This window comes from Phenylobacterium sp. (assembly GCF_004799395.1).
GTDB lineage: Bacteria > Pseudomonadota > Alphaproteobacteria > Caulobacterales > Caulobacteraceae > Phenylobacterium.
The window spans coordinates 1-25,279 of sequence record NZ_SSMZ01000100.1 but is presented as its reverse complement, the minus strand read 5'-3'; the positions used below and the strand labels follow the sequence as shown (position 1 = coordinate 25,279).

Below are 25,279 nucleotides of genomic sequence, written 5' to 3'. Positions count from 1 at the left end.
GTCCGGACGGCAGAGCCAGAGCGCCGGATTGGCGTAGTCGGCGTGCGCGACCGTCGGGTCCGGCGCCTGGGCCTGCGCCGACGCAGCCGCGGCTGCGCTCAACGCGGCCGCATAGAAGATGGCCTTGATCACGTCGTTCCCCCTGCCCTGCGATGCGTCATGGCGCGCATCGTCCATGCGCAGACAGTGACCAACTATCGCCGCGCGGCCAAGGCCAGACCCTTTGGGCGGCTACTCCTCCGCCAGTTCGCGGACGAAATCCGGCAGCCACGGATTGCGCCCCGGCTTCATCCGCTCCGACCGGTAGATATGGATCAGGTCGGCGTAGGCGCGGTCGAAGTCCTTGTTGACGATGACGTAGTCGTACTCGCTCCAGTGGGCGATCTCCCGCTGGCCCAGCGCCAGGCGCTGGTTGATCACCTCTTCGGTGTCCTGGGCGCGGGCGTGCAGCCGCCGTGACAGGTCCGACCACGACGGCGGCAGGACGAAGACCCGGACACTGTCCTGCGGTGTCTTCTCCGCCACCTGCCGGGCGCCCTGCCAGTCGATGTCGAAGAGCACGTCCTTGCCGGCCTCCAAGGCCGCCATGACCGGAGCCTTGGGCGTGCCGTAGCCGTTGCCGTTCACCTCGGCCCATTCCAGCAGCTCGCCAGCGTCGATCAGCGCCTGGAACTCCTCACGGGTCTTGAAGAAATATTCCCGTCCCTCCTCCTCGCCCGGCCGCGGCGGCCGCGTCGTCGCCGAGATCGACAGCACCATGTCGGCGTAGTCGGCCACCAGGCGGCGCGACAACGAGGTCTTGCCGGCGCCGGCGGGGCTCGACATCAGCAGCAGCAGTCCGCGCCGCACGGTCTCCCACGGCTTTGAGTGGTCGTCTGCGGCGGTGGTCACCCTGGATCACTCCACATTCTGCACCTGCTCGCGGAACTGCTCGATGGTGGCTTTGAGGTCCAGGCCGACCGCGGTCAAGGCGCCCGAGGCGGACTTGGAGCAGAGGGTGTTGGCTTCGCGCATGAATTCCTGGGTCAGGAAATCCAGCTTGCGGCCGACGCCGCCATCGGTGGTTAGCAGGCCCCGCGCCGCCTCCACATGCCCGCGCAGCCGATCCAGCTCCTCCTGCACGTCGGCCTTCACCGCCATGGCGGCCGCCTCCTGCAGGATGCGCTCCTCGCTGGCCGCCTCGCCGGCGAGCTCGGTAAGCCGCTTCTCGAAGCGGGCCTTGATGATCACCGGCTGGCCTTCCGCCAGCGCCGAGGCGTTGCCGGTCAGGTCGCCGATCCGGGCCACCAGGGCGTTCAGAACGCCCTCGAGCGATCGTCCCTCCTCTGCGCGCCCAGCCGCCAGGCCATCCAGCGCCAAGCCGATGGAGGTTGCCATCGCCGCTTCCACCGCCGCCTGGGCGTCCGGATCGTCGATGGCGTCAGCGGTCTCGATGACGCCCTTGAGGCTGAGAAGCCCGTCCAAGGTAGGGACCGCGACCATGCCAGTGGCCACATAGGGTCCGCCGGCTTTCAGGTAGTGCTCCAGCTGTTCGATGTTGACCTTGACCGCGCCGGCGCTGTCGGAACGCTTCGCCTGGACGCCGATCGTCACCTGGCCCCGTAGGAACCGGCTCTGGGCGCCTTCCCGGGCCGCCCGTTCCAAGCCCTCGAAGCCCGGCGGCCCGCGGAAGCGGACTTCCAGGTTGCGCCCGTTGACGCTGCGGGCCTCCACAGCCCAGCTCCATGCTCCCAGGGCGCCTTCGGCGCGGCCGAAGCCGGTCATGCCGCCGATGGTCATTTGCCCGTCCCTCCGGCCGCCGCGCGCTGGCGCTCGATGGCCCGCCATTTGGCCACGTTCGCCTGATGCTGGGCGAAGGTCGAGGCGAAGACGTGCCCGCCGGTGCCGTCGGCGACAAAGAACATCTCGTCGGACTTCGGCGGATTGAGCACGGCGGCCAGGGACGCTCGGCCAGGATTGGCGATCGGCGTCGGCGGCAGGCCCACGATCCGGTAGGTGTTGTAGGGCGTGGCCGTGACCAGCTCCTTCATGGTGATCCCCCGGCCCAGCGGACGGCCCTTGGTGATCCCGTAGATGATGGTCGGGTCGCTCTCCAGCTTGATCCCGGCGCGCAGGCGGTTCTCGAACACCGCCGCGATCCTGGGCCGCTCGGCCGCGATACCGGTCTCCTTCTCGACGATCGAGGCGAGCGTCACCGCTTCCTCCGGCGTCTTCAGCGGCAGGTCGGGGGCCCGGCCCGCCCAGAGCTGCGCCAGCAATGCGTCGCGGGCGGCCATCATCTTGGCCATGACCTCGCCGCGGTCCTCACCGCGCTGGATCTGATAGCCGTCGGGCAGGATCGATCCTTCCGGCGGGGTCTCGATCTCGCCGGTCAGCACCGGCTGGGCGCGCACGGCGTCGGCCACCATCTCGCTGGTCCAGCCCTCGGGCGCGACCACGAAGCGGCGCACCACCTTGCCGCCGGCGATGTCGCCCAGGACGTCAGCCATGGAGGCGCCGCTCTTGAATTCATATTCGCCGGCCTTCAGGTGACGACCGGAGCCGCCCAGCTTGGCGGCCAGATAGAAGATCTCCCGCGAGCCGATGACGCCGGCGGCCGTCAGGTCCGCGGCGATCTGGCCGACGCCCGCGCCCTTGGGAAGGATCACGTCGGTGACGCCGTCCCGCCGCGCCGTCGGACCCGGGCCGCTGTAGGTCCACACCACCCAGCCGCCGCCGAGGATCGCGATGAGGAAAAGCGTGCCCAACACGCGTCCGAAGGTCCGGAACATGCCCTGGTCCGTCCGGACCGGCCTGCGCCAGCGGGGCCTGCGGCTCACGAGACCTTCTTGAACACCACCGACGCGTTGGTCCCGCCAAACCCGAAGGAGTTGGACAGCGCGTAGTCGATCTTCATCGGCTTGGCCTTGTGGGGCACCAGGTCGATGGCGGTTTCAACGGACGGATTGTCGAGATTGATGGTCGGCGGGGCGATCTGGTCGCGGATCGCCAGCACCGAGAACGCTGCCTCGATCGCCCCGGCCGCGCCGAGCAGGTGGCCTGTTGCCGACTTGGTTGAACTCATCGTCGCCTTTGAGGCTGCGTCGCCCAACAGACGGGTGACCGCGCCCAACTCGATCTCGTCCCCGAGCGGCGTCGAGGTGCCATGGGCGTTGATGTAATCGATGTCAGCCATGCTCACGCCGGCGTCCTTGAGCGCCGCCTGCATGGCGCGGAAGCCGCCGTCGCCGTCATCGGCGGGCGCGGTGATGTGATAGGCGTCGCCGGCCAGGCCGTAGCCCACGACCTCGGCATAGATCTTCGCGCCACGCGCCTTGGCGTGTTCGTACTCTTCCAGCACCAGGACGCCCGCGCCCTCGCCCATGACGAAGCCGTCCCGGTCCTTGTCGTAGGGGCGGCTGGCCTTCTCCGGCGTGTCGTTGAAGCCGGTCGACATGGCGCGCGCCGCGATGAAGCCGGCCATGCCCACCGGGCAAATCGCCGCCTCCGCGCCGCCGGCCACCATCACATCGGCGTCGCCGTACTTGATCAGCCGCGCCGCATCGCCGATGGCGTGGGCTCCGGTGGCGCAGGCCGTCACCACCGCGTGGTTCGGGCCCTTGAACCCATAGCGGATCGAGACCTGACCGCTGGCCAGGTTGATCAGGGCCGACGGAATGAAGAACGGGCTCACCCGGCGGGGGCCCTTCTCGTGCATCTCGATGGAGGTGCGTTCAATGGTCGCCAGGCCGCCGATGCCCGAGCCGATCATGACGCCGGTGCGCTCACGGCCCTCAATGTCGTCCTCGCCGGGCTGCCACCCGGAATCCTTCACCGCCCCGTCGGCCGCGGCGATGGCGTAGAGGATGAAGTCGTCCACCCGGCGCTGGTCCCGGGTCGAAAGCGTCTGATCGGGATCGAAAGAACCCGGGATATCGGCTCCGCCGCCGCCACGTCCATCCACCCGCGGAACCTCGCCTGCCACGCGGCAGGCATATTCCTCGGACATCTCGAAGGTGGTGACCCGGCCGATCCCGGACTTGCCGGCCAGGATGTTGGCCCAGGTGAGCTCGGTTCCTTGGCCCAGGGGGGTGATCAGACCGATACCGGTGACGACGACTCGACGCATGGCGATCAGCGGTCCTCAAAGGAAGACCGCCGGAGCCGGGGCGAAACCCCGACCCGGCGGTCTGAAAACCTTAAGCCGAATCAGGCGCTTAAGCGCCCAGCTTTTCTTGGATGAACTTCACCGCGTCGCCCACCGTCTGGATGTGCTCGGCCGCATCGTCCGGAATTTCGATGTCGAATTCTTCCTCGAAGGCCATGACCAGCTCGACGTTGTCGAGGCTGTCGGCGCCCAAGTCGTCGATGAAGCTGGCCTTCTCGGTCACCTTCTCCGGATCGGCGTCCAGGTGCTCGATGACGATCTTGCGGACGCGTTCTAGGACGTCGGACATTAGGTAGGTCCCTCTAAGTTCAGGCTTTGCATCGGCGAGCCGGGCCTTGAAGTCAACCGCAAGGGTCAGGCTCACCAAGAGTCATTCGGGCGTTAGCATGTTCCCATGTGGGAAGGCGAGGCCTTCAAATCACCTCTCCTAGATCATCGCCATCCCGCCGTTCACGTGCAGGGTCTGTCCCGTCATATAGGCCGCCTCAACCGAAGCGAGGAAGACGCAGGCCGCGGCCACGTCGGCGCCGGCGCCCAGCCGGCCCGCGGGGATAGTCGTCATGATCTGGGCCTTCTGGGCGTCTGTCAGGGCGTCGGTCATCGGACTTTCGATGAAGCCGGGCGCCACGCAGTTGACGGTGATTCCCCGCGTGGCGACCTCGGCGGCCAGGGCCTTGGAGAAGCCGATCATGCCGGCTTTGGAGGCGGCGTAGTTGGCCTGGCCAGGGTTGCCGGTGACCCCGACCACCGAGGTGATCCCGATGATCCGGCCGTGACGCCGGCGCATCATGCCTTTGGCGGCGGCGCGGCTCAGCCGGAAATAGCTCTCCAGGTTGACCTTCAGGACCTCGGTCCAGTCGTCGTCCTTCATCCGCAGCAAGAGGCCGTCCTTGGTGATGCCGGCGTTGGCCACCAGGATGTCGAGCGGCGTCCCGGCGGCGGCCTCAGCGGCCTCCACGAGGCCATCGACGGCGGTCGGATCAGAGAGGTTGGCCGGCACGGCCGAAACCCGCTCTCCGAACGCCGCCGCCTTTTCCTGCAACACACCCTCGCGGGTGCCCGAGAGCACGACATAGGCGCCCTGGTCGTGCAGGGCCTGGGCGATGGCCGCGCCGATGCCGCCGGTGGCGCCGGTGACAAGGGCGGTCTTGCCGGTCAGGTCGAACATGGGGGCTCCCTTAGAGGCTCTTGGCGAAGGCTTCGAGGTCGGCAGGGCCATTCAGCGGGACCGCCTCGGCGTCCGGGGCGATCCGCTTGGCCATGCCCGACAGCACCTTGCCGGCGCCGGCCTCGGCGAAGCGGGTGACGCCGCCCTCGCCGGCCAGCCAAGTCATGCTCTCCCGCCAGCGGACCCGCCCGGTCACCTGATCGACCAGCAGGCCGCGGATCAGCTCCGGGTCGAGGGTCGGGCGCGCCGTGACGTTGGTTACGATGGCGGCGCGCGGCGCCAGGATGGTGGCCGTCGCCAGGGCCGCGGCCATCTCATCGGCCGCCGGTTGCATCAGCGGGCAATGGAAGGGCGCGGAGACGTTCAGCAGGATCGCGCGGGCGCCCAGCTCCTTGGCCTTCTCGATTGCCAGATCCACGGCCGCCTTGGCGCCGGAGATCACCACATTGCCGGCGTTGTTGTCGTTGGCCACCACGCAGACCCCGACCGTCGAGCCCGCCGCGGCCGCCTCTTCCGCCAACGCCACGTCCGCCTTGGGTCCGATGAGCGAGGCCATGGCGCCCTCACCCACCGGCACGGCCCGTTGCATCGCCTGACCGCGCAGCTTCAGGAGGCGGGCGGTCTCGGCCAGGCTGATCGCGCCGGCGGCCGCCAGCGCCGAATATTCGCCCAGGCTGTGGCCGGCCACGAAAGCCGCCTTGTCGACGCCGACGCCGAATTCCTTCTCCAAGGTGCGCATGACCGCCAGGCTCACAGCCATCAGCGCCGGCTGGGCGTTTTCGGTGAGGGTGAGTTGGTCCTCGGGACCTTCACGCATCAACTTGAAGAGCTTCTGCCCCAACGCGTCGTCAACCTCCTGGAAGACCTCGCGGGCCGCGCCGAACGCCTCGGCGAGGTCGGCGCCCATGCCCACGACCTGGCTGCCCTGGCCGGGAAAGAGGAAAGCGAGGCTCATGCGGTTGGCTCCGAAGGCTTAGGATCGGGGGCTCTATCGATTCCGAGCGGCGAGGGTTACGGAATAAGGAAAGCCCCGGCAAGGCGGCGAAGTTCAGGGACGAGCGCGATGCGGGCGGTGGTGCGGCGCAACAAGCAGCTGGTCTGCGACGAGATCTCCGAGCTGGAGCCGGCGGCCGGACAGGTGCTGGTCAAGACACTGGCCTGCGGCATCTGCGGTTCCGACCTGCATGCCCTCCGCCACATGGAGCACATGATCGAACTCGGCCGCCGCGGCGGCGGGGGCGACAACGGTTTCGATCCCAGCGCCGATACCGTCTTCGGCCACGAATTCTGCGCCGAGATCCTCGACCACGGCCCGGGATCGCCCAAGACGCTGAAGGCCGGGACCCGAGTGGTCAGCGTACCGGCCACCCTGACCGCCACCGGCGCGGAGATGCTGGGCTTCTCCAACCGCCTGCCTGGCGGCTTCGCCGAACGGATGATCCTCAGCGAGGCGCTGATCCTGGAAGTGCCCAACGGCCTCGCCACCGAGCACGCGGCGCTTACCGAGCCCTTCGCCGTCGGTTTCCATGCGGTGGCCAAGGCGCGCATGGACGACAACTCCGTGGCTCTGGTGGTCGGCTGCGGGCCCGTCGGCCTGGCGGTCATCGCGGCCTTGAAGGCGGCGGGCCACGGTCCGGTGATCGCGGCGGACTTCTCGCCGCGGCGCCGCGCAGCCGCGGAGAAACTGGGCGCCGATGTCGTGCTCGATCCGGCGACGCAGTCGCCGCACGAGCGATGGGAAGCCCTGGGCGTGCCCAAAACCCGCGCCGCCCAGCAAATGATCCGCATGATGGGCGGGAGCTTCGGGCGTCCAGTGATCTTCGAATGCGTCGGCGCGCCCGGTGTCGTCCAGAGCCTGATCGAGGCTGCGCCCGCCGGCGCCCAGATCGTCGTCGCCGGCGTCTGCATGGAGACCGACAGCATCGAGCCCTCGATCGCGATCACCAAGGAGATCGAGCTGACCTTCGTCTTCGGCTACACGCCCGAGGAGTTCGCCGGGACCCTGCGAAGTATCGCCGAGGGCGTGGTCGACGTTTCCGGCCTGGTCACCGGCCGCGTCGGCCTGGTCGGCGTCGCGCAGGCCTTCACGGCGCTGGGCGACCCGGAGGCGCACGTGAAGATCCTGGTCGAGCCCGCGTCCTGACGCCGCAGCTAGCGGCCCCGGCAGGGGCAGATTGTCGCAATCGACGACAGCCCGCGGCGCCCGCCCTCTCAGGGCCCAAGGCCTGCGCCTGCATCCAACGGTCACGTTTGGCCGTACAATGGTTAACGACGAGGCCGTTAACGATAATTCAGGTTCCAGGAAGCGCCTGACTCGTCACTCAAACACTGGGGTATTCCCTTCTGAGGGGAAAAAGGCGATCGCACAGGTTGCCAGCTTTCGCTTGACTTGGATGACAGCGAACACCGTCAATTAACACTATTACAACCTACGCGGTTATCGGCAAATTGGGCGTCTTTGCTTCGCCTTGACACATAGATAACGCGGTTTTAATGGGTATGCTTAATAACCAGTTAAGCTTGAAGCGCGGACGCAGCTCCGACGCCTAATGGGGGATTTTCATGACCATTCGTAACGCCCTGCTCGCGGCCGGCTCGATCGTCGCCCTCTCCGCGCTCGCTGGAAGCGCGCTCGCTTCCGGCAGCGTTCAGACCACAGCCAACGCCAGCGTCACCGTGGTGTCGCCCACAACCTTGACCAAGACGCAGGACATGGCGTTCGGCACCGTGACCCGCCCGTCGTCCGGCAGCAACACCGTGCAATTGGCGGCGGCTGACGGCACGGTGACCATCGCGTCCGGCGGCACGGGCGATGCGGCCCTGGTCTCCAGCCCCACCAGCGCGGCGAAATTCAACCTCGTGACCGTCGCGGCGATCACCTACACGACCACCCAGAGCCTGACGTTCGCTCAGGCCGGCCTGACCAACATCTCGGCGACCACGCCGGTGGCGTCGACCGGGACTCTGGGCACGGTGCCGGCGAACGGCACGCAACAGCTCAGCTTCGGCGGACAGTTCGACATCAGCTCGACCACCACCGCCCAGCCCTATACCGGGACCCTGACGGTCACGGTCAACTACAACTAAGCTTTGCGCGGATGGCGTCTCCGGCGTCCCGGAGGCCGACGGCAGAAGACAAGCCTGGCCGCCCCGCACGGGCGGCCAATCTTGTTTGCGCCGCCGCCCTGGTCCGGGTGCTGGACCCAGACGGCCGACAAAGGGGTCGTTAACTCTGTAAGGCCAAGCTTGTGACTCGCCGAAGCTCAATCCTGAGCGCCGGGCGGCAGGACGATCCGTCGCACGGACCTGCGGCCGGAACACACCTTGCGAGCGGGGCTGTAGCCGATGGATAGTGCCCGCGCTTCCGCGCTTCGCCTGCCTGGCCTCCGCCCCGTACCGGCGTCACATTCATGAAACGCTATATCGTGCTGACCGCGCTGATGTTCCTGGCGACGCTGGGAGCCAGCGGGGCTCCCGCTCAGCCTGTGGCGACGCCCACGCCCGCCCGCGCCGCGCCCGTGGTTTCAACCCAGGCCAGCGGCGCCAACCTCAACATCTCGCCCAAGCGGGTGACCTTCGACCGCAGCCACCGCTCGGCGACCGTCTTCGTGTTCAACCAGGGCACAGCGCCCGGGACCTTCGACATCTCGCTCGTGGATCGCGTGATGCTCCCCGATGGCCAGATCCTGCCGATCACCGACGCCCAGGCGAAACCCGAAACCAAGGCCTTCGCCGACCGCGTGCAGTCGGCCCAGGGCATCCTGCAAATCTCGCCGCGGCGCGTCACCCTGAATCCGGGCCAGGGCCAGACGGTGCGGCTACGCGTCATCGCCGCGCCGACAGATCCGGGCGTTGTCGAACTGCGCAGCCACCTCACCATCGCCACCCTGCCCCCGCGCGACACCGGCACGACGGCCGAAGCGGCGGCGGAGAACCGGCCGGCGAACCAGCTGAGTTTCCAGATCAACGCCCTCTTGGGCCTCAGCATCCCGGCGATCGTGCGGCTGAACGACCCGGATGTCCGCGCCCAGATCGAAAACGCCCGGATCACCTTCGAACAGCTCAACGGGCCCAAGAACGCCCCGACCCCGACCCTCAGCCTTGACCTGGTGCGTACCGGCGCCAATTCCCTGTTCGGCAACTTCGAAATCCGCACGGCGGGTCAGCCCAAGAGCCCCGTGCTCGGCGCCTCGCGCGGCGTCGGGGTCTATACCGAGATCGATCGTCGCTCGATCCGAATTCCCCTGACCCGGGCCCCGGCGCAGGGGGAGCACCTGGAGGTGACTTTCACCGACGACGACACATCGCCGGGAAAAGTCCTTGCGAAACTCACGCTTTAGCCGCGCTGCACTGTTGGCGACCGCTGCAGCGCAGGTCTGCGCCGTGGGGCCCGCCTTCGCCAGCACACCAGACCCCGACGCGCTGGCGGGGATCCTGCTTGGCGCGCGGGGCCCGGCGCTCGACCCGACCACCGGCGGCGAGGCTATCGCGCGCTTCCTGGTCAGGGGCGCGCCGCCGCACGCGGTGACGCGTCTGGCCCCCGCAGTTCCGACGCGCATGGCTCAGGCCAATACGTCGCCGGCCGTTGCGCCGGTGTCGGCGAGGCCCGCTGTCGCGCCCTCGCCTGCGGCCGCCAACGGGGGTGGCGATCGCATCGGAAGCCTTCTGGTCGGCGGCGCGCCGGCGCAGAGCGGCCGAAGCACGGAACGGGTGCTGGCGATCGACCCGCGCTTCCCGACGCCCGATCCCCAGACCCTGCTGCTCCTGCTGGTCCAGCTGGACAACCTGACGCTCACCGACGGCCTGACCGCCTATGGGTCGCCTGACGATCCCCTGTTGCCGGTCGGCGAGCTCAGCCGGCTGCTCGAGCTCGACGTGGACGTCAGTCCGACCGATGGCCGCATCACCGGCGCCATCGGCGAGGCGCGCCGCGCCCTGCTGATCGACCTCCCCACCAACAGTGCGCGGATCGGGCCGGTCTCGGTTGCGCTGAAGCCCGGCGACATCGCCGTCGATCCGGGCGAAATCTACGTGCGCGCCTCGGTGCTCGCCAAGCTCCTGCCGCTGACCTTCACCGTCGACGCCGCGAGCCTGCAGATGAAGATCGGCGCCACGGAGCTGCTGCCGATCCAGAGCCGACTGTCGCGCCTTTCGCGCCTGCGCGAAGGGGGCCCCAAGGCCAGCACGCCGGTGATGCGTGTCGACACCCCCTACAAACTCTTCACGCCGCCATCCTTCGACGTGTCCCTCAATCTCGGCGCGCAGACCACCGCGCCCAAGGGTCAGGCCCAGTACGACATCCGCCTGGGCGGCGATCTGCTCTACGCAGGCCTGCAGGCCTATTTCGGCTCCGATCAGAACGGCCGGCTGACCTCCAGCCGCATTCTCCTGGAGAAGCGGTCGCTGGATGGCGATCTCTTAGGCCCGCTGCATGCGCGCGATGTCAGCATCGGCGACGTCTTCACGCCGGGCCTTTCGATCGGTCCACGCAGCCTGGGCGGACGCGGCTTTGCGCTCTCCACCGTGCCGCTCGACCAGACCAACGTCTTCAACCGCATCGACCTGCGCGGCGAGCTTCCGATCGGCGACGACGTCGAGCTCTACGTCAACGACGTGCTGCAGGGCGCGCAGCAGCAGGCGGTGAACGGCCAGTACGAGTTCCTGAGCGTACCCCTCACCCAGGGGATCAACGTCATCCGGATCGTGACCTACGGCCCGCGCGGCCAGCGGAGCGAGGAAACCCGGGTCATCAACGCCAGTGGCGGACTGCTCCGCCCGGGGCAGGTCACGTTTGAGTTCGGCGCTGTCGACCAGAACGAGCCCCTGCTGCGGATAAGCGACGTCAATCCGTTCGTGGTGGACCGCACGACGGGCAAAGCGCGGCTGGTGACCGACGTGAACTACGGCGTGACCCAGTACCTGACGGCCACCATCGGCGGGGCGATCTACACCGACCAGCTCGGCGTGCAGCGCGACCTTATCACCGGCGGCCTGCACACTTCGATCGCCGGAGTCGCCGCCGAGGTCGACATTGCCGGCGACAACCGCGGCGGCGAGGGTGTCTCGGTGGACATCGCCGGGCGGCTCTTCGGCGCCAACACGGTGCTGCGCCAGTCTGAGTACCGCGGCGGCCTGCTGGACGAGAACAATTCCGAGGCCGACATCGATCGGCCGGTGACCAGCCGCACCGAGCTGGATGTGGATCAGAATTTCCGCTTCGGGAACCAGGTCATCCCGCTGTCGGTGCGGGCTCTGCGCGACGTCTATGCCGATGGCGGCGACGCCTGGATCGGGCAGGTCCGCGGATCGGCCTCCCTGGGCAGCATCCTCTACTCCACCGGCTTCGAATACGACCGGACCACCGCCGCCACCGGCCAGGTCGACGATGTCCTGCGAGGCTTCCTCGGGATTTCCACCTTCCGGGCCTACAAGTGGCAGGTCCGAGCCACGCTGGACTACGAGGCGGTGCCCGACTTCCGGATCAGCGGACTGGAGGTGGTGGTGGACCGGCCGATCTCCAACACCTGGTCGCTGCGCTTCGGAGCGACAGAGCGACTGGACGCGCCGAAGGACCTTTCACTGGTCGCCGGCAGCACCACCAAGACCAAGTTCGGCGACCTGGCGTTCACCGGCCAATACGACACCAATCAGAACACCTGGCGGTTCGGCGCCCAGATGAACTTCGGCCTCGGCTACAACCCGCAAGCGCATGGCTACGAGCTGACCCGCTCGGGCCCGGGCGCCGGCGGTTCGGTGATCTTCCACGCCTTCCTGGACGCCAACGGCAACGGCAAGTTCGATCCCGGCGAACGCCCGGTGCAGGGCGTGACCATCGAAGGCGGAGAATACAAGACGACGACCGATGCGCAGGGCAACGCATATATCAGCGGCTTCGGCGCGGGTCCGACCGCGCGCCTGATCGTCAGCATCGGCCAGATCGAGAACCAGTCGGTGAAGACGCCTCCGACCGTCATCGAGTTCGTCCCCCGACCGGGCGGCGTGACCCAGGTGGAATACCCGATGCGCCCGACCGGCGAGGTGATGGTCAACGTCAAGCTGCGGCGGCCGGACCAGCAGCGCGTCGGCCTGTCCGCCACCCGCGTGCGCCTGGTGGACGACAAAGGCCTGGCCTACGAGGGCGTCACCGAGTTCGACGGCTCGGCGAACTTCCAGGACCTGCCTGCGGGGACCTACCACCTGGAGCTCGACAAGGACCAGGCGGCGCGCCTGCGTATGCATCTGCTGGCGCCGGTGACGGTGACGATCAAGCCGGATGGCTCGATCACGCCCGACGCCAACGCCGACGTCGAGTTCGAGCCGCGCGCCGACAGCGACGCGAAACCCCCTGGTTAGTCCCGATACGGCCTTTGCTGGGCTCGGGGGAACGTTGCGGCTAAAGTGAGAATCTTTCGGAGTGGGGCGTACGCGTTCGGCAGTGGTGATGATCAGGCTCTTCGCGCCAGGGTGGATTTGGCGGAGCGCCCAGGCGCTGTCGCTGGCCCTGGCGATCCAGGGGCTGGCTTTCGCCGCCCAGGCGGCCTCCAGCTACACCGTCCAGGTTTCTCCCAACGTCGATCTCGGCGTGGTGACGTCCGCGGCGTCGGGCGACACGGTCTTCCGGGTGGATCCGAGCACCGGCGCGGTGACATCGATCTCCGGCTCGGCGACCCGCTCGTCCAGCGCGTCCACCCACGCCGTCGTGACCATCAGTTGCACGCCCGCCGTGACCGGCGACTGCGCCAAGAACGTCACCGTCGCCCTGGCGTCGGCCGGCGCACCCAGCGGACGCGCGCGCGCGCTGACCCGCATAGCCTTCACCATGGGGACCGCCGTGCTCGCTGGGGGCCCCGGCCCTCCCGGCGGCAGCGCGGCGAGCTTCACCATCGCCCCCATAGGGCCCAATTCCTCGAAGACCTTCTTCGTCGGCGCCGATATGGGCGTGGCCGGCGATGACTCTGGCCTGCCGACCGGCCTCGCCGAGGCGGACTTCAGCGTCAACATGACGGAGGCCACGACGAACGTCACCTCCAGCGCCACGGGACGGTTCCTGGCGACGATCATCCGCTCGATCGCCATCTCAAAGCTCTCGGATCTGGTGTTCGGGCGCGTGGCCACGCCCCCGACCGGATCCGGCACGGTGGTGATCGACCCGAGCACCGGCGCCCGGTCCAGCTCCAACGGCGTGGCGACCTTTGCGAGCCCTGTCCCCAGCCGCGCGGCCTTCAACGTCTCCGGCGAAGGGGGCCAGGCGTTCAGCGTGACCGTGCCCGCCAGCTTCGTGATGTCGGGGCCGCAGAGCATGACGGTGACCACATCAAGCTCAGTCACCGGCACACCCCTGCTGAGCGGAAGCCTGGGCTCGGCAGGCTCGTTCACTTTCGGGGTGGGCGGCTCGGCGCCGATCAGTTCGACCACGCCGAATGGCGACTACAGCGGCAGTTTCACGGTGACGGTCGCCTACAATTGACGCGGCGGAAGCTGGCCGCGACAATCTGTCCGCGCCGATGTAGAAAGCCACCCAACCCGAGGGGAGATCACCATGAAGAAACTGATTGCCGCCGCCGTCGCCGGAAGCTTCGCCGCCGCGGTCCTGGCCACCTCCGCCGCCGCCGAGCTGAAGGTCGGCGACAAGGCCCCCGATTTCTCGGCCCCCGCCTTCCTGGCCGGCCAGCAGTTCAACTACAAGCTGGCCGACGCCCTGAAGAAGGGTCCCGTGGTGGTCTATTTCTTCCCCGCCGCGCACACCCAGGGCTGCAACATCGAGGCCCACCTGTTCTCCGAGGCCATCGATCAGTTCAAGGCCGAGCACGCCACCGTCATCGGGGTGACCGCCGGCAACGTCGAGCAACTCGCCGACTTCTCGAAAGAGACCGAACACTGCGGCGGCAAGTTCCCGGTGGCCTCCGACCCGGGCGCGGTTATCGCCAAGCAATATGACTCGATCCTGGCCAAGAAGCCCGACTGGTCGAGCCGCACCTCCTATGTGATCGCCAAGAACGGGACGATCGCCGACGTCTATTCGGCCATGGACCCCTCCGACCACGTCAACAAGACGCTGGCCGCGGTGAAGGCGCTGAAGAAATAGGACCCCGGTCTGCGCCGCTCAGGTCTTGGGCCGGGGCGGCGCGTTCATCTTGCTGCAGTCGATCTTGCTGCACAGGCGCTGCTGGATGTCGGCGGTCAGTTCTGGCGTGAGCTCCGCCATGGTCGGACCCAGCTTGGACATCAGCACCGGCATCTTCGCCAGCATCGCCTGGCCGCTGGGGCCGTCGTAGAAGTTGACGACGTCCTGCAGCTCCTTCTCCGTGAAGGTCGAGGCGTAGAGCGGGATCATCCGCGCCTGCAGCTTGCGCATCAGGCCTTGCATGGATTCGGTGACCGCCTCGGTGACCGCCTGGGCCTGATCGGCGGTCAGGTTGGGGTTCGCCTTGCGGGCCTGCTCCATCATCATCGGCGTCATCTGACGCATCATGCCATCCATCATCTGGTCCATGTGCATGTCGGTGAACAGCTTGTTGGCCAGTTCAAGGCTGTGCGGGCTGGGCGCCGGGTCCGCGCAAAAGGCCGGCGTGGCGGCGACGATGGCGGTGGCGGCGGCGAGGCAAGCAATGGCGCGGCGGATCGACAGCATGTGGGCTCCCCTTCAGGTCAGCGCCTGCGAAGCTGCTCGCCGCGAGGGCGTCTGACAAGCCGTATGCGCTTGCTTCGTGGGCGTTTTTCCCCTATCAGCCCGCCTCTTCACGGAGAGCGGTCTCTCGCGGAACACCAAAGGGTTCGGGAAACTCCCGGCCGCCGCGCCAGAGATCCATCACGACCCGCGGGCCTTCCGCCGCCGGTCGCGCCGCCCTCCCAGCGGAAGAAGGAACCTATGGCGCTCTACGAGCACGTTGTCATTTCGCGGCAGGATATTTCGCCGCAACAGGCCGAAGCCCTCAACGACACCCTGAAGCATCTGATCGAAGAAGGCGGCGGAAACGTCGCCAAGATCGAGTACTGGGGCCTTCGCAACCTGACCTACCGGATCAAGAAGAATCGCAAGGGTCACTACTCCCTGCTGGCCATCGACGCGCCCGCCGCCGCGGTGCAGGAGATGGAACGCCAGCTGTCCATCAACGAAGACGTACTGCGCTACCTGACCGTGCGCGTCGAAGAGCTGGAGCTGGAGCTCTCCCCGATCCTCGCCCGCCGCGATCGCGACCGCGAACGCCGCGATGACTTCCCGGCCAAGGAAGGAGCCTTCTGATGACCGACGAAACCACCATTGACGAAGCCCCCGCCGCTGGCGGCGCCTCGGGCGGCGCGCGCCGTCCGTTCTTCCGTCGCCGCAAGGTGTGCCCGTTCTCCGGCGCCAACGCGCCGAAGATCGACTACAAGGACGTGAAGCTCCTGCAGCGCTACGTCTCCGAGCGCGGCAAGATCGTGCCCTCGCGCATCACCGCGGTGTCGGCGAAGAAGCAGCGTGAACTCGCCAAGGCGATCAAGCGCGCCCGCTTCCTCGCTCTCCTCCCCTACGTCGTGAAGTAAGGGAGCCAGGCACATGAAAGTCATTCTGCTCGAACGTGTCGAAGGCAAGGGCGCCCTCGGCGATGTGGTCACGGTGAAGGACGGGTACGCCCGCAACTTCCTGCTGCCCCGCGCCAAGGCGCTGCGCGCCAACAACGCGAACATGAAGGTCTTCGAAGGCCAGCGCTCCGAAATTGAGGCGCGCAACGCCAAGGCCAAGGAAGCGGCGGGCCAGTCCGGCGAAAAGCTGGACGGGACCTCCTACATCCTGATCCGCCAGGCGGGCGAAAGCGGCCAGCTCTACGGTTCCGTGGCCGGCCGCGATGTGGCCGACGCGGTGAACGCCGAGGGCGTATCCAAGGTCGACCGTGCGATGGTTGTGCTCGACAAGCCGATCAAGACCCTGGGCATGCACGAGGTGAAGATCCGCTTGCACGCCGAGGTCACCGTCACCGTCACCCTCAACATCGCCCGTTCGCAGGACGAGGCTGAGCGGCAGGCGCGCGGCGAGAACATCATCGACACCCAGTTCGAAGAAGATCGCATCGCCACCGAAGAAGCCCAGGCCGACCTGCTCGAAGGCGGCGCAGGTTCGATCGAAGGCAACTACGTTCAGGACTGATCCGGCGTTCAAGCCGGGCTGAGGGCGAGGCCTGCGGGCCACACCCTCGCCACATCAATGGGGCGCGGAGGACATCTCCGCGCCCTTTTTTGTGCAGTGTGGCCAAAAAGTCATTTGCATCGGCGCGACACACATTAGCTATCCCCGCTCGGCCAGGACGAGTTGAGCCTGCGGCCAACTTTCGGGGATAAAACCATGAAATCTCGCATAATTCTGTTCGCTGCAGTTTCGGCTGTCAGCCTCGCCGCCACGGGTGCGCTGGCGCAGTCAAAGGCCGCCATCACCGCCGCGGCCGCGCCGGCCGCCGCCGCTGGCGGCGACGTCGATGAGCTGGTGGTCACCGGCAGCCGCGCGGCGCCGGTGTCGCGCCTTGAGACCCTGGCGCCGGTCGATGTGGTGACGGCCCAGGCCCTGCAGAAGCGCGGCTCGACGGAGCTGGCGGCCGCGCTGGCCGCCACGGTCCCCTCTCTCGACTTTCCCCGGCCGTCCAACACCGACGGCACCGACTCCGTCCGCCCGCTGACCCTGCGCGGCCAGGACCCCGACGAGACCCTGGTGCTGATCAACGGCGTGCGCGCCCACACCTCGGCCCTGGTGAACCTCAACGGCTCGGTGGGACGCGGCTCGGCCGCCGTCGACCTGAACACCATCCCCGAGATCGCCATCGACCGCATCGAGGTGCTGCGCGATGGCGCCTCGGCCATCTACGGCTCCGACGCCATCGCCGGCGTCATCAACATCGGCCTGCGCGAGGCCGATCATGGCGGCGGCGCGGAGGCGACCTTCGGGGAGTACGTCACCAGCCCGAAGTTCTTCAACGCGGGCGCCCGCAACATTACCGACGGCGCCACCACGACCGTCTCGGGCTGGCAGGGCTTCAAGCTGGGGGCCGACGGCTTTCTGACCGTCTCGGCGGAATACCGCAACCAGGACTCGACCAACCGCAGCGACCTGGACCCGCGGTTCACCCCCAAGGTCATCGACTCTCGCTTCGGAGATGGCTCCGTGCAGGAGCCGACCATCTACTTCAACGCCGGCAAGCCCCTGGGCGACGGCTGGGAGCTGAAGGCCTGGGGCGGCGGTCAGGAACGCCACTCCGAGACCGCGGCCACCTTCCGCGCCGCCAACGACGCCACCCAGAACATCCCGTCGGTCTATCCCAACGGCTATCTGCCGCTGATCAACACCCACTCGAACGACCTCAGCATCGGCGGGGCGCTCAAGGGCGAAATCGACGGCTGGAAGTCAACCTTCAGCATCGACTACGGCTGGAACAATCTGAAGTACGGGGTCGAGGACACCTTGAATCCGTCCCTGGGTCCGACATCTCCGCACTCCTTCTACGCGGGCCAGATGACCTACGATCAGACAGTCGGCAACGCCGACTTCAGCCGTGACTTCGAGATCGGCGCCGCCGGGCCGCTGAACGTGGCCTTTGGCCTGGAGGCGCGCGATGAGCAGTTCAAGATCGGCGCCGGTGATCCGGGTTCCTATGAGCGCGGCACCGTCGATCCGCAGCTGGCGCTGGGTTCGCGCGGCTTCTCCGGCTTCACCCCGGACAATGTCGTCGACAAGAGCCGGACCAACGTTGGCGCCTACGTCGCCCTGGAAGACAAGCTGACCAGCTGGTTCACGGGTTCGGCCGCGATCCGCCAGGAGCATTACTCCGACTTTGGCGACGCCACCTCCGGCAAGCTCGCCGGGCGCATCGACGTGACTCCGGAATTCGCCTTCCGCGGCAGCGCCGAGAGCGGCTTCCGCGCGCCCAGCCTGCAGCAGGAGTACTTCACCTCGACCTCGATCCTGTTCATCAACGGGATCCCGTATGACACCGGGACCTTCCCGGCGACCAGCGCGACCGGCAAGGCGCTGGGCGGCCAGCCGCTTGAGCCCGAGAAGTCGAAGAACTACTCCCTGGGTCTGGTCTACCACCACGACCACCTGGAAGTGTCGGTGGACGCCTATCAGATCGACATCAACAACAAGATCGTTCTGTCGGAGACCCTCACCGGCAGTGCGACAGGGGCGGCGGGCAGCGACGCGCTCGCCATCTTCAACCTCCTGCAGCCCTTCGGCGCCTCGGCGGCCCGCATCTTCACGAACGGGGTCGATACGCGCACACAAGGGATCGACTATTCGGTCAGCTACCGTCTGCCGACCGACAATCTGGGCGACTTCAGCTTCCTCGCCTCGGCGAACACCAACGACATCAAGATCACCAAGACGCCGGTGACACCCGCGCAGCTCCTCCCGGTCCCGATGTCGCTCTTCGCCCGTCAGAACATGATCCGCTACGAAGACGGGACGCCGCCCTACAAGGTCACGCTGCAGACTGATTGGTCCAAAGGTCCCTGGGGCGGAACGCTGCGCTCGACCTTCTACGGCGACGTGATCTCCCCCGGCACCGCCCTCGACGGCAGCCAGGACGTCCATACCGGCCAGCGCAGTCTCTGGGACCTGGAAGGCCGCTACACCCTGCCCCGCGACGTCACGCTGGCGTTGGGCGCCGACAATCTGTTCGACGTCTATCCGCGGCAGATCACGCCCTCGCTGAACACCACGGGCGCGGCGCCCTTCACTTCGTTCTCGCCGTTTGGGTTCAACGGCCGGTTCGTCTACGGGCGCATCAGCGTCCAATGGTGAGTTGAACTGACGCGCTGGCGTCAGGCTCGAGACGGATCAGGCGGGCTGGTATTCCAGCCCGCCTTTTTCGTGGGCCTGGCACGGCAAAGCTGTCCACAGGGTTCAATCTATTGTGTGGACGAGCCGCGATGTCGCAGTGATTGGCGGCGCGGCGTTAGGCTATCGGTAAGCCATGGCCCTCGTCCCCGCCCTCGACCTGCGCACCGTGCCCAACGATCCGCCCATCGCTCACGCCCCGGCCAATGTGGAGGCCGAGCAGGCCCTGCTGGGCGCCCTGCTCTACGACAACGCCGCCTTCGAGCGAATCGGCGATTCACTGCAGGCGCGGCACTTCTTCGAGCCGTTCCACCAGCGACTGTTCGCCGCCATCGAGAGCCATATCCGCAAAGGCCAGCTCGCCGAACCGATCCTGATGGCCGAGCAGTTCGCCCGCGACGTAGGCTTCGAGGAGCTGGGCGGCGTCCGCTATCTGGCCGACCTCGTCGACCGCGCCCCGCCGGCGGCCAACGCCCCAGACTATGCGCGGGCGATCTACGACCTGGCGCTGCGCCGCGACCTGATCCGCATCGGCGGCGACATCGCCGCCGTCGCAGCCCAGGGCGACGCTGAGCTCTCAGCCCGCGATCAGATCGAGGCCGCCGAGCAGCAGCTCTACAGCCTTGCCGAGACCGGCAGCATTTCCCAGGGCTTTGTGACCTTCGCCGACGCCCTGCATGGCGCTGTGACCATGGCCGCCGAAGCCCATAGCCGCGACGGGGGCCTGGCGGGCCTCTCGACGGGCCTGATCGACCTCGACTCGAAGATCGGCGGCCTGCACCCCTCCGACCTGGTGATCATCGCCGCGCGCCCGTCGATGGGAAAGTCGTCGCTGGCCTGCAACATCGCCTTCGACGTGGCCCGCAACTACGCCTGGGAGCCTCAGCCGGACGGCTCGAAGAAGACCGTGCGTGGCGGGGTAGTGGCCTTCTTCTCGCTGGAAATGGCCGCCGAGCAGCTGGCCATGCGCCTGCTGGCGGAAGCTTCCGGCGTCTCCGGCGACCGCCTGCGCAAGGGTGAGATTGACGCCTCGGAGTTCGGCCGCGTGCGCGACGCCGCGCTCGAGATCCAGGAGGCGCCGCTCTACATCGACGCCACCGGCGGCATCTCAATGGCCAAGCTCGCCGCCCGGGCGCGGCGGCTGAAACGGATGGTCGGGCTCGACCTTCTGATCGTCGACTACCTGCAGCTGATCACCGGCGGAGACGGCATGGGCCGCAACGACAACCGTGTGCAGGAAGTCTCGATGATCACCCAGAGCCTCAAGTCTCTGGCCAAGGAGCTTTCGATCCCGGTGATCGCGCTGGCCCAGCTCTCCCGCCAGGTCGAGAACCGCGAGGACAAGAAGCCGCAGCTCTCCGACCTGCGCGAATCCGGCTCCATCGAACAGGACGCCGACATGGTAATGTTCATCTACCGCGAGGCCTATTACCTGAGCCGCCTGGAGCCGCGCGAAGGCACCGAAGAGCACTTCAAGTGGCAGGAGAACATGGATCAGGTCCGTGGCCAGGCCGACATCATCATCGGCAAGCAGCGCCACGGCCCGATCGGCAACGTGAAGCTCTCCTACAACGAAGACCTGACCAAGTTCGGCAACCTGGCGCGCGACCACAGCCGCTACGACGCCCACTAGCTGGCGATGGCTGACACAGCCGCCGCGCGGCTGACCATCGACCTGGACGCCCTGGCGCATAACCATGCCGTGTTGTGCGCGCAGGTGAATGGCGCGGAGGTTGCGCCGGTCCTGAAGTCCGACGCCTACGGCCTGGGCGCAGGGCCAGTGGGCCGCCGGCTGTGGGCCGAGGGCGCGCGCCGTTTCTTCGTCGCACGAGCGTCCGAGGGGGAGGCCCTGCGCGCGGCGCTGACGCCGGACCGTCCGGCGACGATCTATGTGCTCGACGGGATGACCGAGGGATCGGCGGCCCGCCTGGCCGCCGCTGGCCTGACGCCGGTGCTCTGCAGCCTGTCGCAGATCGCGCTCGCGACAGCCCAGGCCACCCGGGACGGACGCTCGCTTCCCGTCGCGCTGAACATCGACACCGGCATGAGCCGCCAGGGCCTCACCGCCGAGGAGACCCGCGCCGTCGTCCAGTCGCTGGATCGCCTGCGCGGGTTGGAGGTGAACTTGGTGATGAGCCACCTGGGCTCGGCCGCGGAGCCTGATAATCCCCGCAACGCCAGACAGTTGTCGAGCTTTCTTGACGCCAAGGCTCATTTCCCGCGGGCCCGGGCGAGCCTGTCGGCTTCGGCGGGTATCTTCCTCGGCGCCGACTACCGCTTCGATCTCGTGCGCCCGGGCATCAGCCTGTTCGGCGGCGGGGCCCTGGAACGGCCCGATGCGCGCCTGCGCGCCGTCGCCGCCCTCACCGCCCCGATCCTCGACGTTCGGAACCTGCGACCGGGCGACGTGGTCGGCTACGGCGACAGCGTGCGGATCGAAACGCCCACGCGTGTCGCTGTGGTCGCCGCCGGCTATACCGACGGCGTCATCCGCGCCGCCCGGGGCGCGGCCCACGCCTGGTTCGCCGGCGCGCCGCGGCGCATCCTGATCATCAACATGGACATCCTGGTGATCGAACTGGGCGACACTTGTGCGGAAATGGGCGATCCGGTCGAACTGCTGGGCTCCAACAGCTTGCTCGACGATCTGGCCGCCGCGGGCGGCACCGTGGCGCACGAGATCCTGGTGCGCCTCAGCCGCCGCGCCGAACGGGTCTACGTGGGCGAGGCCTAGTCGATGTGGATCGGCCCGCCATAGCCGATCACCCGGCTGGTCACCGAGCCGATGACGATCGCCATGATCACCGCCATCAGCACCGTCAGGCCGAAGTAGTTCAAGGTGAGCGCCGGGTCGGAGCGCATCAGCTTCGGCAGGCCGAGATACAGCAGATAGAGGCTGTAGAGCGCGCCCAGCAGGGCGAAGAGGCCCCCGACGGTGGGCAGCAGCATGAAGACGCCCGCGATCCAGGACGCCGTCCCTGCATAGGCCGCGACCTTGAACGCCTGGATGCGGCTCCGCTCGCCCCCGAACTGCGGGGCGAACTGGTCGATCAGTACGGCCAGGAGATAGACCGCGATCAGCGTCAGGGCGTAGCTGGCGATGGCGTCGCCGAGGATCGAGACGACGCCCGGCGGACCCATGTGGATGCCGAACAGCTCGACGCCATGGAATGAGAACAGGCCGATGGCGTGACCCACCGCGGGGATCGCGGCCAGGGGCAGCACCCAGGTCCGGTAGAGCCCCTCGATGGTCGCGTCCTCGGCGTCGATGACGTCCCAGGTCTCCTGCGGGTGCAGCAGCAGGTTGAGGATGCGCCCGATCAGGCTGTCCGTCGGCGCCTTCGGTCCCACGTCGCTCATTGCAACCCTCTCCCTGCCTGCCCATCTGCAGCCTAGCCCAACGGCGCGCGGCGGCAACGCCTGAGAAATGTGCGCAGGCGGACGGCGGCGACAGGTCGGCTAGACTGAACGCCAAATCGAATCAGGAGCTTCCAAGGTCCATGGCCCGCGACGGCGCCGTCTATGCCTGTCAGTCCTGTGGGGCCGTCCAGACCAAGTGGGCCGGCCAATGCCCGGCGTGCGCCGGGTGGAACACCCTGGTCGAGGAACTGCAGGCCCGGCCACCCGGCGCCATGGCTCCGTCGAAAACCAGCAAAATGCGCGGACTGGCCTTCGAAGGGTTGGCCGACCAGACCCCCGCGCCGCCGCGGATCGCCACCGGCGTCGATGAGTTCGACCGGGTCTGCGGCGGCGGCGTCGTGCCGGGCTCGGCGATACTGCTGGGCGGCGACCCCGGAGTCGGCAAGTCCACCCTCCTGTTGCAGGTCGCCGCCCAGGCGGCCCTGCGCGGCGCCCGCTGCGCCTACATCTCCGGCGAGGAGGCCGTGGAGCAGGTGCGCGCGCGGGCCCAGCGGATGGGCCTTGGCGACGCGCCGGTGAAGCTGGCGGCCGAGACCGCGCTGCGCGCCATCTCCGACGGCCTGAAGCGCGAAGCCTTCGACCTGGTGGTGATCGACTCGATCCAGACGCTATGGAGCGACGCCCACGAAGCCGGGCCCGGCTCCGTCACCCAGGTCCGCGCCGCCGCCGGCGAACTCGTGCGCCTGGCCAAGAGCCGTGGGGTCGCCATTGTCCTGGTGGGCCACGTCACCAAGGAGGGGACTATCGCCGGGCCCCGGGTGATCGAGCACATGGTCGATGCGGTGCTCTCCTTCGAGGGCGAGCGCGGCTATCCGTTCCGCATCCTGCGCGGCGCCAAGAACCGCTTCGGCGCCACCGATGAAATCGGCGTCTTCGAGATGGGCGACGCCGGCCTGGCCGAGGTGAAGAACCCCTCGGCGCTGTTCCTCAACACCTCGGGTGAGCGAGCGGCCGGCGCGGCGGTGTTCGCCGGCATCGAGGGCTCGCGACCGGTGCTGGTGGAATTCCAGGCCCTGGTGGCGCCCAGCGCCTATGGGACACCTCGCCGCGCGGTCGTGGGCTGGGATTCCGGGCGGCTGGCCATGGTGCTGGCGGTTCTGGAGGCGCGCTGCGGTCTCAGCCTCGGCGACCGCGACGTCTACCTGAACGTCGCCGGCGGCCTGCGCATCACCGAGCCGGCAGCCGACCTGGCGGCGGCGGCGGCGCTGGCCTCCTCGGCCCTCGACCAGGCCCTGCCCCAGGACTGCGTGGTGTTCGGCGAGATCAGCCTGTCGGGCGAGGTCCGTTCGGTCAGCCGCATGGAAAGCCGTCTGAAGGAGGCCGCCAAGCTGGGCTTCCGACGCGCGCTGGGTCCGGCCGAGATGGACGGGGCCGGCGCGATGGCCACCACCGGCGCCGCGCGCCTGACCGACGTCGTCCGCCGCATCGGAGACGCGTCGTGGGACTAGGCTTCACCCAGTTCGACGTCATCGTCCTGGTGCTGCTGGCGATCTCGGCGGCGATCGGCTTCGCGCGCGGCGCCATGCTCGAGATCGTCTCGCTGTTCGCCCTGGCGGCCGCGGCCGCCGTGGCGGTGTTCGGCCTGCATGAGACCGCCCCATTCGCCCGGCGGCTCATCCACCCGGACTGGCTGGGCACGACCGCGGCCCTCGTGGGCGTGTTCGTGATCGTCTACCTGCTGATCCGGATGGTCGGCGCCATCATTGTGCGCCATCTCCAGGAAGCCGAGTTCATGGGCGTTCTGGACCGCAGCCTGGGCCTGGCGCTCGGCCTTGGGCGCGGCCTCCTCGTGCTGGGCGCGCTCAACCTGATGTTCAACGCCGCCACGCCCAAGGACCTGCAGCCGCACTGGATCGTGGGCTCGACCACCTGGCCGCTGGCGCAGAACATGGGGCGCCTCCTTACCGCCATGGCGCCCAGGGGCATGGACATCGCCGGACGGCTGAAACCGGCCTTCGACAAGGCCTGGCATACCGCCAAACACAACGCCGTTGATGACAGATTGAAGTCAGAAGGCTACGACGCGCGGCAGCGCAGCGAGATCGAAGACTTGGTGGAGAAATCCCGATGAACTCGGACGAGCGATGGTCGCCACCCTACAGGGACCCGCTCGATGACTCGCCGCGTCTCGAATGCGGCGTGTTCGGCGTCTTTGACACCCACGAGGCGGCCGGTCTGACGGCGGTTGGCCTGCACGCCCTGCAGCACCGCGGCCAGGAGGCCTGCGGCATCGCCTGTTTCGACGGCCAGCGGTTCCACACCGAGCGGCATATGGGCCATGTGGGCGAAGCGTTTGGCGGCGCGGACCTGACCGAACGCCTCCCTGGCCGCTTCGCCATCGGCCACACCCGCTATTCCACGGCCGGCGGCTCGGTGATCCGCAACGTCCAGCCGATGTTCGCCGACATGGAAGCCGGCGGCGTGGCCCTGGCCCACAACGGCAACCTGACCAACTTCCTGACGCTCCGCGAACAGCTGGTGGCCAATGGTGTGATCTTCCAATCCACCTCGGACTCGGAGGTGATACTCCACCTGATCGCGCGGTCGCGGAAAGCCCGCTTCGTCGACCGTTTCATCGATGCCCTGTCGCAGATCGAGGGCGGCTACGCCCTGGTGGCGCTCACCAACAAGAAGCTGATCGGGGTGCGCGACCCCTTGGGCATCCGGCCGCTGGTGCTGGGGGACCTGGATGGCAAAGCGATCCTCGCCTCCGAGACCTGCGCACTGGACATCATCGGCG

At 67.9% G+C, this 25,279-nt stretch carries 23 protein-coding genes and 1 pseudogene; 15 read left to right on the top strand and 9 right to left on the bottom strand.

The features are described from left to right. Positions 1 to 231: 231 nt before the first annotated feature. The 7 genes from gmk to fabD all read right to left on the bottom strand — a co-directional run bounded on the left by gmk (position 232) and on the right by fabD (position 6,270). A complete protein-coding gene (gmk, locus tag E8A12_RS07195; protein ID WP_293367238.1) occupies positions 232 to 825 on the bottom strand; it encodes a guanylate kinase in 594 nt (197 codons plus the stop codon). A gap of 72 nt (positions 826 to 897) precedes the next feature. After that, the gene (locus E8A12_RS07190; protein WP_293367237.1) at positions 898 to 1,779 is read right to left on the bottom strand and encodes a YicC/YloC family endoribonuclease; all 882 of its coding nucleotides are present in this window, start codon (positions 1,777 to 1,779) and stop codon (positions 898 to 900) included. Then, the gene (mltG, locus tag E8A12_RS07185) at positions 1,776 to 2,819 is read right to left on the bottom strand and encodes an endolytic transglycosylase MltG (RefSeq protein ID WP_293367236.1); all 1,044 of its coding nucleotides are present in this window, start codon (positions 2,817 to 2,819) and stop codon (positions 1,776 to 1,778) included. Before mltG ends, E8A12_RS07190 begins: the two co-directional genes overlap by 4 nt. Then, the gene (gene fabF, locus E8A12_RS07180; RefSeq protein ID WP_293367235.1) at positions 2,816 to 4,108 is read right to left on the bottom strand and encodes a beta-ketoacyl-ACP synthase II; all 1,293 of its coding nucleotides are present in this window, start codon (positions 4,106 to 4,108) and stop codon (positions 2,816 to 2,818) included. The genes mltG and fabF overlap by 4 nt, the downstream gene beginning before the upstream one ends. 88 nt (positions 4,109 to 4,196) lie before the next feature. Continuing rightward, positions 4,197 to 4,436 carry an acyl carrier protein gene (locus E8A12_RS07175; RefSeq protein WP_293367234.1) on the bottom strand — a complete coding sequence of 80 codons (240 nt, stop codon included), beginning with the start codon at positions 4,434 to 4,436 and terminating at the stop codon, positions 4,197 to 4,199. A gap of 138 nt (positions 4,437 to 4,574) precedes the next feature. Further along, a complete protein-coding gene (fabG, locus tag E8A12_RS07170) occupies positions 4,575 to 5,315 on the bottom strand; it encodes a 3-oxoacyl-[acyl-carrier-protein] reductase (RefSeq protein ID WP_293367233.1) in 741 nt (246 codons plus the stop codon). A gap of 10 nt (positions 5,316 to 5,325) precedes the next feature. Beyond that, positions 5,326 to 6,270: an ACP S-malonyltransferase gene (gene fabD / locus E8A12_RS07165; RefSeq protein WP_293367232.1), complete on the bottom strand. Its 945-nt coding sequence runs from the start codon at positions 6,268 to 6,270 to the stop codon at positions 5,326 to 5,328. 108 nt (positions 6,271 to 6,378) lie between these two features. Here fabD and E8A12_RS07160 point away from each other — a divergent pair, with 108 nt between their 5' ends. The 6 genes from E8A12_RS07160 (at position 6,379) to E8A12_RS07135 (ending at position 14,400) form a co-directional block, all read left to right on the top strand. Next, complete coding sequence (locus tag E8A12_RS07160) at positions 6,379 to 7,458, top strand: zinc-binding dehydrogenase (protein WP_293367231.1); 1,080 nt, start codon at positions 6,379 to 6,381, stop codon at positions 7,456 to 7,458. Between the two features lie 419 nt (positions 7,459 to 7,877). After that, positions 7,878 to 8,402, top strand: a complete 525-nt coding sequence (locus E8A12_RS07155) for a DUF4402 domain-containing protein (protein WP_293367230.1) — start codon at positions 7,878 to 7,880, stop codon at positions 8,400 to 8,402. A 323-nt stretch (positions 8,403 to 8,725) separates the two neighbouring features. Continuing rightward, a complete protein-coding gene (locus E8A12_RS07150) occupies positions 8,726 to 9,655 on the top strand; it encodes a hypothetical protein (protein WP_293367229.1) in 930 nt (309 codons plus the stop codon). 13 nt (positions 9,656 to 9,668) lie between these two features. Next, on the top strand, positions 9,669 to 12,668 hold the full coding sequence (locus E8A12_RS07145; RefSeq protein WP_293367228.1) for a hypothetical protein: 3,000 nt from the start codon (positions 9,669 to 9,671) through the stop codon (positions 12,666 to 12,668). Between the two features lie 88 nt (positions 12,669 to 12,756). Beyond that, the gene (locus tag E8A12_RS07140; RefSeq protein WP_293367227.1) at positions 12,757 to 13,782 is read left to right on the top strand and encodes a DUF4402 domain-containing protein; all 1,026 of its coding nucleotides are present in this window, start codon (positions 12,757 to 12,759) and stop codon (positions 13,780 to 13,782) included. 72 nt (positions 13,783 to 13,854) lie between these two features. Continuing rightward, positions 13,855 to 14,400 (top strand): peroxiredoxin, encoded by a 546-nt coding sequence (locus E8A12_RS07135; protein WP_293367226.1) that lies wholly within the window; start codon positions 13,855 to 13,857, stop codon positions 14,398 to 14,400. 18 nt (positions 14,401 to 14,418) lie between these two features. Here E8A12_RS07135 and E8A12_RS07130 read toward each other — a convergent pair whose 3' ends face one another. After that, positions 14,419 to 14,946, bottom strand: a complete 528-nt coding sequence (locus E8A12_RS07130) for a DUF2059 domain-containing protein (RefSeq protein WP_293367225.1) — start codon at positions 14,944 to 14,946, stop codon at positions 14,419 to 14,421. A gap of 237 nt (positions 14,947 to 15,183) precedes the next feature. Between E8A12_RS07130 and rpsF the strand changes: the two genes are divergently transcribed. From rpsF to alr, 6 genes are all read left to right on the top strand, one after another. Next, positions 15,184 to 15,558 carry a 30S ribosomal protein S6 gene (gene rpsF, locus E8A12_RS07125; protein WP_293367224.1) on the top strand — a complete coding sequence of 125 codons (375 nt, stop codon included), beginning with the start codon at positions 15,184 to 15,186 and terminating at the stop codon, positions 15,556 to 15,558. Then, positions 15,558 to 15,839: a 30S ribosomal protein S18 gene (gene rpsR / locus E8A12_RS07120; RefSeq protein WP_293367223.1), complete on the top strand. Its 282-nt coding sequence runs from the start codon at positions 15,558 to 15,560 to the stop codon at positions 15,837 to 15,839. The genes rpsF and rpsR overlap by 1 nt, the downstream gene beginning before the upstream one ends. A gap of 13 nt (positions 15,840 to 15,852) precedes the next feature. Then, a complete protein-coding gene (rplI, locus tag E8A12_RS07115; RefSeq protein ID WP_293367222.1) occupies positions 15,853 to 16,440 on the top strand; it encodes a 50S ribosomal protein L9 in 588 nt (195 codons plus the stop codon). A gap of 195 nt (positions 16,441 to 16,635) precedes the next feature. Then, on the top strand, positions 16,636 to 19,083 hold the full coding sequence (locus E8A12_RS07110) for a TonB-dependent receptor (protein ID WP_293367221.1): 2,448 nt from the start codon (positions 16,636 to 16,638) through the stop codon (positions 19,081 to 19,083). Between the two features lie 172 nt (positions 19,084 to 19,255). Further along, a complete protein-coding gene (locus E8A12_RS07105; protein WP_293367220.1) occupies positions 19,256 to 20,752 on the top strand; it encodes a replicative DNA helicase in 1,497 nt (498 codons plus the stop codon). Positions 20,753 to 20,758: 6 nt separating this feature from the next. Beyond that, positions 20,759 to 21,853 (top strand): alanine racemase, encoded by a 1,095-nt coding sequence (gene alr / locus E8A12_RS07100; protein WP_293367219.1) that lies wholly within the window; start codon positions 20,759 to 20,761, stop codon positions 21,851 to 21,853. On the opposite strand, the gene E8A12_RS07095 is transcribed toward alr, so the two are convergent. Beyond that, positions 21,850 to 22,479, bottom strand: coding sequence for a Yip1 family protein (locus E8A12_RS07095; RefSeq protein WP_293367218.1), 630 nt, complete (start codon positions 22,477 to 22,479; stop codon positions 21,850 to 21,852). The genes alr and E8A12_RS07095 overlap by 4 nt on opposite strands. 140 nt (positions 22,480 to 22,619) lie before the next feature. Between E8A12_RS07095 and radA the strand changes: the two genes are divergently transcribed. The 3 genes and pseudogenes from radA to E8A12_RS07080 all read left to right on the top strand — a co-directional run. Further along, the gene (radA, locus tag E8A12_RS07090) at positions 22,620 to 23,987 is read left to right on the top strand and encodes a DNA repair protein RadA (RefSeq protein ID WP_293367217.1); all 1,368 of its coding nucleotides are present in this window, start codon (positions 22,620 to 22,622) and stop codon (positions 23,985 to 23,987) included. After that, positions 23,978 to 24,610: a CvpA family protein gene (locus tag E8A12_RS07085; protein WP_293367216.1), complete on the top strand. Its 633-nt coding sequence runs from the start codon at positions 23,978 to 23,980 to the stop codon at positions 24,608 to 24,610. The genes radA and E8A12_RS07085 overlap by 10 nt, the downstream gene beginning before the upstream one ends. Beyond that, a pseudogene (locus E8A12_RS07080) lies at positions 24,607 to 25,279 on the top strand (amidophosphoribosyltransferase); the annotation flags it as partial. The gene E8A12_RS07085 and the pseudogene E8A12_RS07080, both read left to right, overlap by 4 nt.